The following is a 15492-nucleotide window of genomic DNA, read 5'->3' as shown; positions in this document are numbered from 1 at the left end:
CTGCTTTCAGGGGTTCGAATAGCTCTCGTATGTGATCGTTGGGTCGTCGAAGATCGACTTGGACGTATCTCGGATGATGTCTGGCGGAGCGTCATCCGGCACCGGTGAAATGCTCTGCTGATAATGGAAGAAATTATGCGGGTCGAATTTCTGCTTCACGAACAGCAAAGAGTTGAAATACTCGCCCCAGTATTGCCAGCGATAGTTCTTCTGGGTCCGCCGTGGATAGTTCTGATAGACGCGATCAATGAAATAGCCTTCTTCGGTCATCAGATTCATGAATCCGTCGAGCCACGGCACCACGATCTCTTTTTCTTCTTCCGACACCCAGAACACATCGACGTAGAAGTTCAGCGACACATCACGGTGAATGAAGGCATTGCCTTGTTTGCCCAACGGCATCCGATTGATCGCCCCCCCATAGGGTTCGATGGCCACAGCGCCATAAGCGTTGGGCGTGCTGTCGAGGTAGTCTACGACGCGTTGCCATTCGGCTTCGTTGAGCTGGCGTTCAATATATCCGGCCTGCTTATCTTCACGCGCCTGATCGGGGACGACGGGGATGTCATATTTGTCGTCATACAGCCATGAGTTGATTTCTTGATAGGTGCCATAGTTCTGGTCGTCCTCACCCATCTCGCCGCCGATTTCATCGCTCAGCAGGGGCTGAACAAACGCGTTCCCCTCTTCGGACGTGCCATCATAGAGCGCCGACACCAGCAGCACCTTTCGATCTCCCTGATAGGCCAGAAAGATATAGGCCCCGAAACGGTCATCTTCGCAGGTGCGCATGTAGTTGGCCTGCAGGTACTCCAGTGCCTTGGCGGCTTTGTCCAACGGCCATGTGATGTGGCAACCCCAGACTTTATACAGCTGGTGCAGCTGGTAGCGGATTTCCAGCAACACGCCAAAGTTATTGCCGGTCCCGCCTCGTATGGCCCAGAAGAGGTCGGAGTTCGTGTCTTTGTCCGCGATCACGATACTGCCGTCCCACAGCATCACGGAGACACCCAGAACGCTGTCGCAAGCCATCCCAAGCCTGCGCGAGGTAAAGCCATAGCCGCCGCCCATCATGAAACCCGCCACGCAGACATCCTGACAGGCCCCGCCCGGCACATGCAGGTGATAGGAGTTCAACTCCGAATTCAGCATCTTGAACGGTGTGCCCGGACCGACATAGGCCATCGGCACCTTTGGATCGACGGTCACGTAACGCATTCGGCTGGTATCCAGCACCATCTGGTTATTGACCGAATACCCCGCCGTGCTGTGACGCCCTGACCGCGCAACAACCCAAAGGTCATGCTCACGCGCGAAAGCAAGGCTGGCGCGTACATCCTGAATGGTCTCGCAATAGACGATGATCTCTGGGTAGTCCTGGAAAGCCGGATTCCAAACCTGCCGGTCATTGTTGTAATCCGCGTCGGTCGGCAGAGTTACCGTTCCAATCAGTTTCTTCTCAAATTCACGTAACTCATCGGGCGTGATCGAATGGTACTGCTGCAGCGCCAGATCGGTACGGCTTTGCGCCAAGACATCCTTGGCCAGAAGGGTTTTGCTGATCTTACGCATTAGGTCTCCTCATACCACAAGAGCGGGGCGCCGGACTGGTGACCCAGCGCTTAAAAGTCGAAATTCAGGTATCATCCCAACTCTGCCCGCGCCCAAGCTGGCAGCAAGTTGGCCTTCGGGTCAAGTAATCGTTTCCATCAACGCTCGTGCGTCTTTGAGGTCCGGCAGTTGGGCATCTTGATGGAAATGCGACATGACCGAAATCAACGCCTCACCAACCGGTTCGCCTCGGTGTTGCCGCCACTCCGCCAACGCGACCGCCGCACGAAGCTCGTAAAGCCGCGCGCCTTGCCTTTGCGCTGTTTCGATAGCGCGCAACAGCAGCGGTACGGGATCGCCCCCTGTCTTGGCTACAAGGGCGGCCTCGATACGAAGCTGATCGGCCTCGGCCCATTTCTCTTCGGTTTTACTCAGAACATTTCTGGCGTGCGTCAGAGTCTGATGCGCAGCGTCGTGATGGCCGGCGTTTGTCTGAATCTCGGCAATCAGCGAAGGGAAGAAAGTCTTGTAATTTCCGGCCCCAACCGACCACCAGTCTTCCGACGCCTGACGCAGGTCCTCGATATGTTCGACTTCAGAGGTCGTGGTCGCCTTTGCCCAGCTTTCCCATAGCCGCGCAATGGTCGCCATAAAGGGTAGCGAATGCTCCTCGGCGACTTCGGACAGCGCCTTAACATCCCTTTGCAATGCAGGGATGTCGCGCGCCAGCAGGTGAACCTTGCACATGTAAACCAAGATCTGCGCCACACTATGAGCGTGCTTGAGGTTCTTGGACCATTCCAGCGCTGTATTCTGCACCTGCAGGGCATCTTGATGCCGACCCATCAGGCAATAACATGTGCCCAGAAATGCTGATGTAATCGCGGCATGATCCGTTCCATAGACATAGGCTAGCTGGCTGTGCTGATCAAAATCATAAAGCGCCCAAGCTTGCTCAAGATGGCGCTTTGCATCTGACAGGTTGCCCAGATGCAATTGCACCGCCCCCATGGCGCGATGACCGACCATGCGGTGTTCGGTCTTGCCGCTTGTCGCCGCCAGATCGAGGATCTGCGCAGCCACGCCTTTCGCCAATCGATATTCGGCACGCACAAGATGGAATGCATATAGCCCGTTGAGCACAGGAAACAGCCGCTCGGTCTCGTCAGCTCGGTGACATAGTTCGCGCAGACGCCCATAGGCCTCACCCGTCGCATCCCCCGAAATACCGCTTGTTGAGCGCAGGACACCGGCACGCAGGATCTGGATGTCGATCTCTTGCAAATCCCGTGCACGGCTCTTTGGCAGATCGGCAAGCTGATCCAGAGCTTTCGACAGATGGGTCAACGCCTCGGCCTGGGCCGAGCGTTCGATCGCTCGACGCCCCGCGCTTTGCCAGTGCATCACGGCCTCATCCGCGCGTTGGGCCAACGTGTAGTGCTGTGCCAGAACCTCGGGCTGAGTCTGGGCCAGTTGCGGCTGGTTCTCTAGCAACGCACCCGCCGCGCGGTCATGCAGCGACTGCCGTTCCGTGCGCAGCAGGCTGTCATAAGCCATGTCGCGAATCAATGCGTGGCGGAAGATGAACTCATCCTCTGCCGCATCCGGGGCTTGAAGAATGATCCCGGCCGATGAGAGCTGTTCCAGTCCGGCCTGCAGAACCGTCGGAGACAGAAACGAAACAGAGGCCAGCAACGCGATCGAGAACTGCCGCCCGAACACGGCGCCGGTTTGCGCCACTTCTTTGGCCTTGCCCAAACGGTCTAGACGCTCCATCAGCGAATCCTGCAACGTGCTGGGAACTGAAAGCGATGGCAGGGGGCCGCGCACGACATACCCCTTGTCGCTCAAGCGCAATTGCCCCGATTCCAAAAGACCGCGGGTCACTTCCTGGACATAAAGCGGAATGCCATCCGTCTTGGCCGCAATAAGGTCGCAAACCTCGGGTGGTACAGGGTGCCCCCCCGCCACCTCAGCTACGATCTCAGCCACATCCCGATTGGTCAAACGCTTGAGAGGTATACTCAGGGTATTGTTGTGGTGACCCCAACCCGGATCGAAACCGGTACGTGCTGTTACGACGATCAGCACCGGTAAGTCCCGAATATGTTCGATCACCCGATCTGTAAGAGACAAGGTGGTCGGATCAACCCAATGCGCATCTTCGAACAACAGCAACACCGGTCGTTCTCGCGCTAACGTTGCAAGCTGTTCTGTCACTGCCTCCAACGTCTTCTCAAGCTTCACTTGCGGCGGCAGGTCGAGAGGCCCCAGCGTAGCATCAGCATCAACGCTCAACAAATCAGCGATCAGGCGCACATGCTCAGGCGGGTGATGGCGCAAGAGGTACGAGAGTTTTCCCAGTTTATCCTCATCGTTGTCTGTCGGCGCAAATCCTGCGGCGCGTTCCAGATGCTGAATGATCGGATAAAGTGCCGAGTTGGCATGAAAGGGCGAACACTGGAAGTTCAGGCGAAGCGCGCCTTGATCCAGCACTTCTTGGCTAAGCCCCTCAATCAGGCGTGATTTGCCGATCCCTGCCTCGCCAGTGACAAGAACCGATTGTCCAGCGCCCTGACTTGCCTCATTCCATTTGTCGGTCAGCTTGCGGAACTCTGCCTGGCGCCCAATGAGCCGACCAGAACCGGCATCAGGCATTATGTCAAATCTGCGCTCGATCCGCGCCTGCCCTGTGACGCTCCAGGCTTGTATCGGTTCCGAAAACCCTTTCAGTGCGAAAGAGCCGCGATCCTGCAGTTCAAATGCATTGCCCACCAATCTGCGAGTGGACGGGCTGATGATCAGTGTATTGGGCTCGGCCAAACTCTGCAAACGTGCTGCCAGATTGGGTGTACGCCCCATGACCACGTCATGTTCCTTCAACCCTTCGCCATGGATCTCGCCCACAACGACAAGACCGGTCGAAACACCGATCCGCGCAGTCAGACGCTCCTGGCCTTCCATGCGATTCAATCCTTCAAGAATATCCAGACCCGCATGAACGGCGCGCGAGGCCGCATCTTCCACCGCGTGAGGATACCCGAAATAGATCATCGCCCCGTCACCCATGAAATCGGCGATATGTCCACCAAAGCGAGCAACCGAGGTCGAGCAAATTTCCTTGAACCGCCGAAGCAGCTCCCCCAAGTCTTCGGGATCAAGCCGCTCGGACATGGCAGTCGAGCCAACCAGATCAACAAACATAACTGTCAGTTGCCTCCGCTCGGCGACAATCTTCCCGCTGCCTTGCACCGGGGTCGGATTGGCATCCCGCGCCTGCCCCAATGCGGCCATCAATCGGCGCCTTGGTCCAAGTGGCAGCCCAAGGTCGATCAAATCATGTTCGGAGAGATGTGCGAGATCGGCCAATGTAACTTCGTTCGACGCGAATACCGGCGCATATTTCGACAGCCCGTGTTCTTCAAGGAATGCGTCGATCTCTGTCATTATCCCCGTTGTCCCCGATCGTCTCCGGGTTCCCCTACCCGGTCAGGCTTGCATATTGTGACACAAAAGCCGAACGACTTTAGCACATTAGCTGGACAGTCCTGATGGCTTTTCCTTCAGCCTTGATCAAGCTTTTTCTTTATTGCCGCACACGTCAAGTGAATTGCGCCACACGTATGCACCAAGCCCACGCCTCTGTTGCAGGAATTTCGCTTGTCCGGTGGGAAATGGCAGGGGCAGCAGGGTTCGAACCCGCGACCTACGGTTTTGGAGACCGTCGCTCTACCAACTGAGCTATACCCCTAGGCTGGGCCATCAGATATGACAGAGGCGCAGCGGACTCAAGAGGCTTTTTGAGTTTTCCGAACACTTTACCGCTGACAAAAAAGTTGCGCCCGGCGCGCAGTTCTTTAAGACAAGGCTCGGCCAGCAGGAGGACCGCAGCCTTGAGCATCCGCAAGAAAATCGCAGACAGCGAAGCCGTGCTGAACTGGGTCGCGCGACGGATCGCAAGCTATATCCGGTTGGTGCATCGCAACACACGCTGGCAGCGCATCGGTTACGAAGAACTGGATCAACTGGCCGAACAGGGCGAACCGGTCATCGTGGTGCTGTGGCACCAGAGACTGGCACAATCGCCATATTTCTTCCCACTGGACAAGGGCCGCATTTGCTCGATCACTTCGGCAGCGCGCGCGGGCAGCATGGTGGGGCGGGTGCAGAAGCTGTTCGGGATGGATACAATTGCAATGTCCAGCCGCAAGCGCCACGTCGCCTTGTCGCGCGAAGTGCTGGGAAAGATGAAACAGGGTATCTCGATTGGCATTGCCGCCGACGGCCCTCGCGGACCCGAGCGGGTATCCTCGACCGTACCGCTGGTCTGGGCTCGCACATCAGGTAAACGAGTTTTCGGCATCACCTATTCCGCGCGGCACGGGCGCGAAGCCGGAACTTGGGATCGTCTGCTGATGCCTCGCCCCTGGCGCAACGACGGCGTATTTCTATGCCGCGAATGGACCGATCCAGTTCCACGCAAGGCCAGCGAAGAGCAGATTGAGGCCCTTCGACTGAGCCTTGAGCAGCATATGAACGACATCACCGCCGAGGCCGACCGGATGGTCGGGCGTGAGCCATGGGCAAAGAGCATTTGAACCCAGAACCCGGCGTGAAACGACTATTGCGCCGTTAGGCCGCGTCTGCGCTGGTTTTGACCGAGGTCGTTCCTCTCGCCATGCTGTCCGACATTTCAGCAAGCTTGATATCAAATCGCTTGCGCTCTCGGCAAAAGTCGCTGATTTTGCACTCAACTTCCTGTTCGTCGTCACCGAGAACAGCGGCTCTCATATCGTCCAAATCCTTGCTGTGAAGGATTTGCGTTCCATAGTTCAAAAATTCAAAACCAAACATCTTAGTCTCCCCTGATCGCCGGGACGCGCTTGATTTGCGCGTCACCCTTGCTGTTGCAATAGAGAGCTGGGAGTTCAGTCTTCGTTTGGAGTGGACGGTAGATTAAGAATGCGAGATCGACAGCTGTTTTGTTCAATGAACTCGGCTTGCCCGAGGTTATTCGACGAATAATCTCAATGCGCCGAGAAGAATGGATGAGAAAAGGCCGCCCTATGTGGAGCGGCCTTCTTTAGTTCACCGATTTGTCGGGCCAAAGCCCGACTACCGTGATTACTCGATGATTTTCGAGACGACGCCGGCGCCGACGGTGCGGCCGCCTTCGCGGATGGCAAAGCGCAGGCCGTCTTCCATCGCGATCGGAGCGATCAGCTCGACGGTGAAGCCGACGTTGTCGCCGGGCATAACCATCTCGGTGCCAGCCGCCAGAGTCACGGTGCCGGTCACGTCAGTTGTACGGAAGTAGAACTGCGGACGGTAGTTCGCAAAGAACGGGGTGTGACGACCGCCTTCTTCCTTGGTCAGGATGTAGGCTTCGGCTTCGAACTTGGTGTGCGGTGTAACCGAACCCGGCTTACACAGAACCTGGCCACGCTCAACACCGTCACGGTCGATACCGCGCAGCAGTGCGCCGATGTTGTCGCCCGCTTCACCGCGATCCAGCAGCTTGCGGAACATTTCAACACCGGTACAGGTGGTTTTCTGAGTGTCACGGATGCCGACGATTTCGATCTCGTCGCCAACATTGATCACGCCACGCTCGACACGGCCGGTCACAACGGTACCACGGCCCGAGATCGAGAACACGTCTTCGACCGGCATCAGGAACGGCTTGTCGACTTCACGCTCAGGGGTGTCGATGTAGTCATCAACAGCCGCCATCAGTTCCTTGATCTTCTCTTCGCCGATTTCCGGGTTGTTGCCTTCCATCGCCGCCAGAGCCGAACCTGCGATGATCGGAATATCGTCGCCGGGGTATTCATAGCTGGACAGCAGTTCGCGAACTTCCATCTCAACCAGTTCCAGCAGCTCTTCGTCGTCAACCTGGTCAACTTTGTTCATGAACACGACCATCTTCGGGATGCCAACCTGGCGGCCCAGCAGGATGTGCTCGCGGGTCTGCGGCATCGGGCCGTCAGCTGCGTTCACAACCAGGATCGCGCCGTCCATCTGAGCGGCACCGGTGATCATGTTCTTGACGTAGTCGGCGTGGCCGGGGCAGTCGACATGCGCGTAGTGGCGGTTGTCGGTCTCGTACTCCACGTGGGCGGTCGAGATGGTGATGCCACGTGCTTTTTCTTCAGGCGCGCCGTCAATCTGGTCATACGCTTTGAAGTCACCGAAATACTTGGTGATTGCTGCGGTCAGCGTGGTCTTGCCGTGGTCAACGTGGCCAATCGTGCCGATGTTGACGTGCGGCTTATTACGCTCAAACTTTTCCTTTGCCATTCCTCAGGCGCCCTTTTTGCAATTTGGGGGACCCTTGGTCCCGTGGTTACATCTGCGCGCGCGAGATATTTGGTTCAGGGGGGAAAATCAAGCACATCCTGAGGGAAATGCATCCATCACGCCGGATTTTGTGTGACAGCTTCGGTTTCAAGCGGCTGGATCAAGCTGGGGCGCTTGTCAAACCAGCCATCATCCTTGTGCTCTTCGGCCAGCCACTCCTCAACCCGGTCGGCAACCTTCAAGGCCAGACCGTTCATCTGTTCTTCTCGGGTGCGCGCATTTCCTGATCCAGTAAGGGCGCTTTCACCGGTGGTATCTTCGAGCACCTGAAACTGCTTGCCTTTAGCAAGGAACTCTTTCCTTTCGACGTCATAGACGTTTACCAGAACGATGGCGGTGCTTTTGGGGTTGTAAATCACAGGAATTCCCGGAGGTGCCAACATGTAGCCCTCGAGACTGATGCCAATGTCGTATTCCTGTGAACCTTCATACCGGCCAAGCCTGATGTCCACTGCATTCTGGATCGCTTTGGTCCATTCATCCGGCGTAGCATCCCGCGAAACCGGTCCCTGAACGGCCTTTTCCGCAAAGGCATAATTCACGCGTAGCTTGAATTCACCCAGCGACTCGGGGTCTTCATAAACCTGCGTTTGGGTGCATGCGCCCATCAGGGCCAACCCGGTGATCAGTGTCAGAATGCGCAACATGTCTCTCGTCTCGATAGGCCTGTTTTCTTTGGATGTAGCGCACCGATACGGGTTGTGCCAAGCCGTATCGGCAGATTTTCACCAAGCGGACAGCATATCACGAGAACTTGTAATCCCTCGGAAAGCCATAAGGTGCTTTTTTCCCAACACCCGCACGCTTGGCCAACCATTGGGACATATCTGCCTCGTGCCGGGTTTTGTCGCCGCCCATGGACCATTTCAGGCCCTCTTCCCAGTTGAAGGTGGTGATATCGGATAACCCACCATCCAATTCCAGTGTGCCCTGCCGCCCACGCGCCATGTTGTACTTCTGCAAGCGGACACCCTTACCACGGGTCATCTCGGGCAGTTCCTCTGTCGGGAACACTAGGAATTTCCCGTTCTGCGAGACAACAGCAACATGATCGCCCTCAACCGGCTTACAGATCATCGCCGTCTCGTCTCCTTTGACGTTCAGCACCTGTTTGCCATTCCGGGTCTGCGCCAGAACGTCATCTTCCGGCACCATAAAGCCGTTGCCCGCATCCGAGGCCACAAGCAGCTTGCGCCCCGGTTTGTGGATCAGGATGTCGATAATCTGCGCCTCGTTCGGCAGGTCGACCATCAGACGTAGCGGTTCGCCCATGCCTCGCCCGCCGGGCAGGTTAGCGGCGCTGACTGTATAGAATCGGCCATTTGACGCAAAGACCAGCAGGCGGTCCGTAGTTTCCGCGTGGAAAATGAAACGTGGGCCGTCACCATCTTTGAACTTCAACTCGCGCTTCAGATCGATATGGCCGGTCATTGCCCTGATCCAACCCATCTGAGAGCAGACGACCGTGATCGGTTCCTTGTCGATCATCGCCTCAAGCGGCACTTCCTCGACCTGACCTGCCTCGGCAAATTGTGTCCGGCGCGCGCCGCCTTCATAGTCTTTGCCGAAGGTCTTCTTGGTCTCTTTGAGTTGCTCGGCGATCTTGGCCCATTGCAGGGCGGGGTCGGCCAGCAGGTCTTCGAGATTGGCGCGTTCCAGCATCAGCTCGTCGCGTTCGCGGACCAGTTCCATTTCTTCCAGGCGGCGTAAGCTACGCAGGCGCATGTTGAGGATGGCGTCGACCTGAACTTCGGACAACTCACCCTCACCCGGTTTGGGCGAGATATAGTCGGACTCATCCGTGGCGCGGACGTGATCTTTGCCCCAGTCCTCGCGCATCAGCGCGGCCTTGGGGTCGTCGTCGTAGCGGATGATATCGATCACCCGGTCGAGGTTCAGGAAGGCGACGATAAAGCCCTCCAATACCTCAAGGCGGTGGTCGATCTTGGCCATGCGGTGACGCGACCGCCTGATCAGCACCTCTTGCCGGTGGTCAAGGAACGCGCGCAGCACTTCCTTCATCGAACAGACCTTGGGCGTCACCCCGTCGATCAGCACGTTCATGTTGAGGCTGAAGCGCACCTCAAGGTCCGAGTTGCGATAGAGCATGCCCATAAGCACCTCGGGGTCCACATTCTTGGAACGTGGTTCAAGGATCAGGCGGATGTCATCAGCGGATTCGTCGCGGACATCGGCAAGGATCGGGATTTTCTTGGTCTGGATCAGTTCCGCGATCTTTTCGATCAGCTTGGATTTCTGAACCTGATAGGGAATCTCGGTGACGATGATCTGCCACTGGCCACGCCCCAGATCTTCAACCTCGTATTTACAGCGCAGCCGGAAGGATCCACGCCCGGTGCGGTAGGCCTGTGCGATATTTTCGGGCGGCTCGACAATGACGCCGCCGGTCGGAAAATCCGGGCCGGGAACATAATTCAATAGCGTATCGTCACGCGCATCCGGCGTCTTGATCAGATGCAGACAAGCGTCGCACAACTCAGAAATATTATGCGGCGGGATATTAGTCGCCATGCCCACCGCGATGCCGCTTGCGCCATTGGCCAGTAGATTCGGGAACTGTGCGGGCAACACGACCGGTTCGGTCAGTGTGCCGTCATAGTTGTCGCGGAAATCGACAGCGTCTTCGTTCAACCCTTCCAACAGGGCTTCGGCAACGATGGTCATCCGCGCCTCGGTGTATCGAGAGGCCGCCGGATTATCGCCGTCGATATTGCCAAAATTCCCCTGCCCGTCGACCAGTGGATATCGGACGTTGAAGTCCTGTGCCAAGCGCGCCATTGCGTCGTAAATCGCCGCGTCGCCATGAGGGTGATAGTTACCCATCACGTCGCCAGAGATTTTCGCTGACTTACGGAAACCGCCCGTCGCACTGAGTCGCAACTCGCGCATCGCGTAGAGGATTCGCCGGTGAACCGGCTTCAATCCATCGCGCGCATCTGGCAAAGCGCGGTGCATGATGGTGGAAAGCGCGTAGGTCAGGTAGCGCTCGCCAATTGCGCGGCGCAGCGGCTCGGCTACCTCGCCCCCATTGTCAGGGGTCTCCATATTGGGGTCGTCGATCGTATCGTTCATACATGATGTGATACGACGCAAGCGCGCGCGGGTAAAGCAATCGGCGCATATTTTGCTGGGGACAAGTCGGGCTTTTTGCAACAGGGGGAGGCAAGTATCGGATTTCCCCCGCTTTTCGACTCGAAGCTGAATCTATGGTAGGCTTTCGAACATTAAGACTGCTGCCTTTTATTGATGTTACGATTGCCAGGGGGTGCGCCATGAAGCGTGTTATTGTTATCACTTTCGCCATGCTCGGCTGGAGCTTCTATGTGATGAGCGGGGGCCCGGATTTCGAACCGCGCGGCACCCGCACCGAGCAACCGGTTCGCGTTGCCTCTGTGCCAGAACACGAGCCTGCATCCGAACACGCACCTCGGGCTGAAGACGACCACGCACCTCGGGCTGAAGACCTTGTGACCAACGTGGCCGCGCGCATTGTACAGGCGCGCGCTCAGCCCGAGCCACAAGTAGAGGAGGATGCCGCAGTCGTCCTGTCACAAGTCACCAACGATCCGCTGTCTCAGTTCTCTGCATTTGACGAGAACGGCGTCAGCTTTACTCTGGCTTCGCTTGAAGACGGAGCCACCGGACTGTTGCAGGTCGAGGCCGAGGTGCAGGATGACATCACACCTGTGAATCAAGTCATCGAGCCCGAGAAAGATATCCGCGAAATCTCGGGCACGCGCGTCAATATGCGCGATGGGCCCGGAACGATTTACCCCATCATCGCCAAAGCCAAACTTGGCCAGCGCGTTGAGGTTCTCAGCGATTCCGGCACCGGCTGGCTGCGGTTGCGGTTATACCCTGATCAGCGGGTGGGTTGGATTTCTGCCTCACTGGTTCGGAAACCAACAAACTGACGCAACTGTGTCATTGTCCTGACCTAAAGCTCGCCATAGCTATGGGCGAAATACACAGGCGGGGGCAATATGCAGAAATCGATTCTGATCACAGGCTGCTCATCCGGGATCGGTCTGGACGCGGCGCACGGGATGCGCGCGCGCGGTTGGCGCGTTTTTGCCTCATGCCGTCAACAGCGTGACTGTGATCGGCTACGGGCACAGGGTTTCGACAGCCCGCTGATCGACTATACCGATTCCGATAGCATTACCTCAGGCCTGCAGCAGGTTTTGGACGCGACCGGTGGCACGCTGGATGCGTTGTTCAACAATGGCGCTCACGGCCTTCCCGGCGCGGTTGAAGATGTCCCAATCGAAGGGCTTCGCCTAATTTTCGAGACCAACGTATTTGGCTGGCACGAACTAACCCGGCAAGTGATTCCCGTGATGCGGGCTCAGGGCCATGGGCGCATCGTGCAGAACTCATCAGTGTTGGGACTGGTCGCATTCCCCTGGCGCGGGGCATACGTCGCCACCAAATACGCCATCGAAGGCCTGACCGATACCTTGCGCCTAGAGCTACGAGACACCGACATCAAGGTCATCCTGATCGAACCAGGCCCGGTCACCTCGAAGATCCGTGTGAACGCGATCCCTGTCTTCGAACGCTTTATTGACTGGAAAAGCTCAGCCCTGCGACAGAGATACGAGGATACGCTGCTGAAACGCCTCTACGAATCCTCCGGACCTGACAAGTTCGAACTGCCTGCCTCGGCTGTTACCGCCAAATTGGCGCATGCGGTTGAATCCAAGCGCCCACGTCCGCGATACTATGTGACGACGCCCACCTATATCGCCGGATATCTGCGCCGTATTCTGCCCACCCGGGCCATTGATCGCATCCTCTCGGACATATGAGGCGAAATTACCTGTTCGCTTTTGCCGCTATCAACGCTAGATGACGGCTCAACAACTGAACAAACACGGACGGTGAGCTATGGACCTGACGATGGTCATACTGCTTCTGGCCATGGCGGCGGTCGTCGTCGTGCTGGTGATGGGCATTGCCAATTTTGGAAAACCCGGCAAAGAGGCCGCGCTGAAAAGCAACAAGTTGATGCGCCTGCGTATCCTGTTTCAGTTCATTGCGGTGCTGCTGATCGTACTTTACGTCTATCTGCGTGGGCAGGGAGGGTAAGGCATGGTCGTTCTCAACAAGATTTACACGCGCACCGGTGATGATGGGAAAACCGCTCTGGGCAATGGTGAGCGCGTTGCCAAATATTCCGGGCGTGTCGCGGCCTATGGCACTGTGGATGAGCTTAATTCCTTTGTCGGCGTGGCACGGACCGAAGCAGACGGAGAAGTCGAAGCCGCCTTGTCCCGTATCCAGAATGACCTGTTTGATCTGGGTGCCGATTTCTGCCGCCCCGACATGGATAAGGATGCCGAGGCCAACTACCCACCCCTGCGTATCGTTTCCGCTCAGATCGACCGGCTTGAAGCCGAGATCGACGCGATGAACGAAGCGCTCCAGCCCTTGCGCAGTTTCATCCTGCCCGGTGGCTCACGTTTGGCCGCGCATCTGCATGTGTGCAGAACAGTTTCGCGCAGGGCCGAGCGGTTGGCGGTTGAGCTAACCAATATGGAGCCGGTCAACGAGGTGGCGGTCAAATACCTCAATCGTCTGAGCGATTGGTTCTTTGTCGCCGCGCGCTGTGCCAACAACGGCGGGCACGATGATGTGCTCTGGATTCCCGGTGCAAACCGGTGATCGCGCCTGCCGTCGGGAAACTAAATTTCGTTTCTGGTCCAAAAAATGACAAAACGCGACGTCTCGAAACCATGACGTGACGATTTTGCTCTGTCGCAGAACATCACGACCCGCTATCTAAGCCAGCGAGAGCATTGGTGGAGTCGCTGCGCGGCTTGCCGTTTTTGTAAGGAGCATACGCAAAAATGAAGGTACTCGTGCCTGTCAAGCGCGTGATTGACTACAACGTGAAAGTTCGTGTGAAAGCGGATGGCAGCGGCGTTGATCTCGCCAATGTAAAAATGTCGATGAACCCGTTCGACGAAATTGCCGTGGAAGAGGCGATCCGCCTGAAAGAGGCGGGCAAGGCCGATGAGGTTGTTGCCGTTTCGATCGGTGTGAAACAGTCGCAGGAAACCCTGCGGACCGCACTGGCCATGGGCGCCGACCGCGCCATTCTGGTTGTCGCGGCGGATGACGTGCATCAGGACATCGAACCGCTTGCCGTTGCCAAGATCCTCGCCAAAGTGGTTGAAGAAGAGCAGCCGGGCATCGTTCTGGCGGGCAAACAGGCGATCGACAACGACATGAACGCCACCGGTCAGATGCTGTCGGCCCTGCTGGGTTGGAGCCAAGGCACTTTCGCGTCCGAGCTGGACATCGAAGGCGACACCGCCAAGATCACCCGCGAGGTGGATGGCGGTCTGCAGACCATCTCCGTCAAGATGCCAACCATCGTGACCGTAGACCTGCGCCTGAACGAGCCGCGTTATGCATCGCTGCCGAACATCATGAAGGCGAAGAAAAAGCCGCTGGATGAAAAAACCGCCGCCGATTATGGCGTCGACGTCACTCCGCGTCTGGAAGTCGTCAAGACCGAAGAGCCGCCGGCACGTGCTGCTGGTATCATCGTGGGCTCGGTTGATGAGCTGGTCGAGAAACTCAAAGAAGCGGGGGCTGTGTAATGGCTGTTCTTCTTCTCGCAGAGGTTAACAATGGTGAGCTGTCGGTTGACGCCACAGCCAAGACCGTTGCCGCTGTCAAATCGCTGGGTGAAATCACCGTTCTGGCCGCAGGTGGTTCTGCCGCTGCTGCTGGTGAGGCCGCTGCCAAGATCGATGGCGTATCCAAGGTTCTGGTCGCTGAAGACGCCTCGCTGGGTCATCGCCTGGCGGAATCGACCGCAGCCCTGATCGTGGGGCTGGCCGATGGGTACGAGCATATCGTTGCCCCTGCCACCACCGACGCCAAGAACGTGATGCCGCGCGTTGCAGCCCTGCTGGACGTGATGGTGATCTCGGACGCGTCCGGCGTGGTCGATGCCACCACTTTCGAGCGTCCGATCTATGCCGGTAACGCGATCCAGACCGTGAAATCGAACGACGCCAAGAAAGTCGTGACCATCCGGACCGCCAGCTTCGATGCGGCGGGCGAAGGTGGTTCGGCGGCGGTCGAGACCATCTCGGTCGGCGAAAACCCCGGCCTGTCGTCGTGGGTCGAGGACAAGGTTGCTGAAAGCGACCGTCCTGAACTGACTTCGGCTGGTGTTGTTGTTTCGGGTGGCCGTGGTGTTGGCTCGGAAGACGACTTCAAACTGATCGAAGGCCTGGCCGATAAGCTGGGAGCCGCCGTTGGTGCCTCACGCGCCGCAGTTGACTCGGGCTACGCCCCGAACGACTGGCAGGTGGGTCAGACCGGTAAGGTTGTTGCCCCTGACCTTTACGTTGCAGTCGGCATCTCGGGTGCGATCCAGCACCTGGCGGGCATGAAGGACTCCAAGGTCATCGTTGCGATCAACAAGGACGAAGAAGCGCCGATCTTCCAGGTCGCAGACTTCGGTCTGGTCGCAGACCTGTTCCAGGCCGTACCGGAACTCACCGAAAAACTCGGCTGATTTCAGACAAAGATTTTTCG

At 57.4% G+C, this 15492-nt stretch carries 13 protein-coding genes and 1 tRNA gene; 7 read left to right on the top strand and 7 right to left on the bottom strand.

The features are described 5' to 3' along the window. Window positions 1-6 precede the first annotated feature (6 nt). The 3 genes from ACR0CZ_RS05775 to ACR0CZ_RS05765 all read right to left on the bottom strand — a co-directional run bounded on the left by ACR0CZ_RS05775 (window position 7) and on the right by ACR0CZ_RS05765 (window position 5302). Window positions 7-1572, bottom strand: coding sequence for an FAD-binding oxidoreductase (locus tag ACR0CZ_RS05775; RefSeq protein ID WP_170392580.1), 1566 nt, complete (start codon window positions 1570-1572; stop codon window positions 7-9). 120 nt (window positions 1573-1692) lie between these two features. Next, window positions 1693-4998 (bottom strand): adenylate/guanylate cyclase domain-containing protein, encoded by a 3306-nt coding sequence (locus ACR0CZ_RS05770; protein ID WP_170465134.1) that lies wholly within the window; start codon window positions 4996-4998, stop codon window positions 1693-1695. Between the two features lie 228 nt (window positions 4999-5226). Next, window positions 5227-5302 (bottom strand) — tRNA-Trp (locus ACR0CZ_RS05765). 142 nt (window positions 5303-5444) lie between these two features. Between ACR0CZ_RS05765 and ACR0CZ_RS05760 the strand changes: the two genes are divergently transcribed. Continuing rightward, window positions 5445-6149 (top strand): DUF374 domain-containing protein, encoded by a 705-nt coding sequence (locus ACR0CZ_RS05760; RefSeq protein WP_170392582.1) that lies wholly within the window; start codon window positions 5445-5447, stop codon window positions 6147-6149. Window positions 6150-6183: 34 nt separating this feature from the next. Here the strand turns inward: ACR0CZ_RS05760 and ACR0CZ_RS05755 are convergent, their stop codons facing one another. The 4 genes from ACR0CZ_RS05755 to parC form a co-directional block, all read right to left on the bottom strand. Next, entirely contained in the window at window positions 6184-6405 is a 222-nt protein-coding gene (locus tag ACR0CZ_RS05755) for a hypothetical protein (protein ID WP_170392583.1), read from the bottom strand. A 270-nt stretch (window positions 6406-6675) separates the two neighbouring features. Then, window positions 6676-7851 carry an elongation factor Tu gene (gene tuf, locus ACR0CZ_RS05750; protein WP_010441214.1) on the bottom strand — a complete coding sequence of 392 codons (1176 nt, stop codon included), beginning with the start codon at window positions 7849-7851 and terminating at the stop codon, window positions 6676-6678. Window positions 7852-7967: 116 nt separating this feature from the next. Further along, complete coding sequence (locus ACR0CZ_RS05745; protein WP_480537026.1) at window positions 7968-8558, bottom strand: hypothetical protein; 591 nt, start codon at window positions 8556-8558, stop codon at window positions 7968-7970. Between the two features lie 97 nt (window positions 8559-8655). Further along, window positions 8656-11004 carry a DNA topoisomerase IV subunit A gene (gene parC, locus ACR0CZ_RS05740; protein WP_170392585.1) on the bottom strand — a complete coding sequence of 783 codons (2349 nt, stop codon included), beginning with the start codon at window positions 11002-11004 and terminating at the stop codon, window positions 8656-8658. A 200-nt stretch (window positions 11005-11204) separates the two neighbouring features. On the opposite strand from parC, the gene ACR0CZ_RS05735 reads away from it, so the two are divergent. The 6 genes from ACR0CZ_RS05735 to ACR0CZ_RS05710 all read left to right on the top strand — a co-directional run bounded on the left by ACR0CZ_RS05735 (window position 11205) and on the right by ACR0CZ_RS05710 (window position 15472). Beyond that, on the top strand, window positions 11205-11846 hold the full coding sequence (locus ACR0CZ_RS05735; protein WP_480503593.1) for an SH3 domain-containing protein: 642 nt from the start codon (window positions 11205-11207) through the stop codon (window positions 11844-11846). A gap of 69 nt (window positions 11847-11915) precedes the next feature. Continuing rightward, complete coding sequence (locus ACR0CZ_RS05730; RefSeq protein ID WP_170392586.1) at window positions 11916-12743, top strand: SDR family NAD(P)-dependent oxidoreductase; 828 nt, start codon at window positions 11916-11918, stop codon at window positions 12741-12743. A gap of 79 nt (window positions 12744-12822) precedes the next feature. After that, entirely contained in the window at window positions 12823-13023 is a 201-nt protein-coding gene (locus tag ACR0CZ_RS05725; protein ID WP_170392587.1) for a twin transmembrane helix small protein, read from the top strand. A gap of 3 nt (window positions 13024-13026) precedes the next feature. Next, complete coding sequence (locus tag ACR0CZ_RS05720; RefSeq protein ID WP_170392588.1) at window positions 13027-13599, top strand: cob(I)yrinic acid a,c-diamide adenosyltransferase; 573 nt, start codon at window positions 13027-13029, stop codon at window positions 13597-13599. A gap of 185 nt (window positions 13600-13784) precedes the next feature. Further along, window positions 13785-14543, top strand: coding sequence for an electron transfer flavoprotein subunit beta/FixA family protein (locus ACR0CZ_RS05715; protein ID WP_170392589.1), 759 nt, complete (start codon window positions 13785-13787; stop codon window positions 14541-14543). Further along, on the top strand, window positions 14543-15472 hold the full coding sequence (locus tag ACR0CZ_RS05710; RefSeq protein ID WP_170392590.1) for an electron transfer flavoprotein subunit alpha/FixB family protein: 930 nt from the start codon (window positions 14543-14545) through the stop codon (window positions 15470-15472). The genes ACR0CZ_RS05715 and ACR0CZ_RS05710 overlap by 1 nt, the downstream gene beginning before the upstream one ends. Window positions 15473-15492 lie beyond the last annotated feature (20 nt).

Source organism: Ruegeria sp. H9, from assembly GCF_056532915.1.
The sequence above is the reverse complement of the archived record's forward strand: the minus strand, read 5'-3'. Positions and strand labels throughout refer to the sequence as shown.